This window comes from Salinimicrobium oceani (genome assembly GCF_012037645.1).
The window spans coordinates 1-455 of sequence record NZ_JAAVJR010000616.1; the positions used below are offsets into that span (position 1 = coordinate 1).

The following is a 455-nucleotide window of genomic DNA, read 5'->3' on the forward strand; positions in this document are numbered from 1 at the left end:
GTGACATCAAAGCTGGATTCATTAGTACAGCCGTTCTCATCGGGGCCGTTAAATATGTAATAGGTGCCAGATTTAGTGATCACATCCCCGGCGAACAACGGTGTTCCTGTACCGCCGGAACCGGTAAAATAGTTTCCGTAGGTTAATTGTGGAAGAATATAAGATTCGCACTCCACCACGTCTTCCAGCTCATCAACAGGAGGTGGATCATTCAGGAAAATATCAAAACTTTCTACAGTATAACATTTTAGTGCTGACTTGTCTTCCACCCGTACCCAAATAGTTTTCCTCTTTGTTCCTGCCGGGATCTTAAAAGCGGTTGGTGTGGCAATAGCTGCGGATTTTTTCTTAGCTTCTTCCGATGAATTGAAGTAGAAAATGGCAAATCCGGAAATATCCTGCAGGTCCAGAAGTTCCGTTTCTACCCGGGTGAGATTTATTGTAGCACCTTTACC

The 455-nt window shown here is 44.2% G+C and carries 1 protein-coding gene; it reads right to left on the minus strand.

All coding sequences use genetic code 11. The features are described from left to right. A partial coding sequence (locus HC175_RS18540; RefSeq protein ID WP_168139692.1) for a hypothetical protein occupies positions 1 to 455 on the minus strand: 455 nt, incomplete at both ends.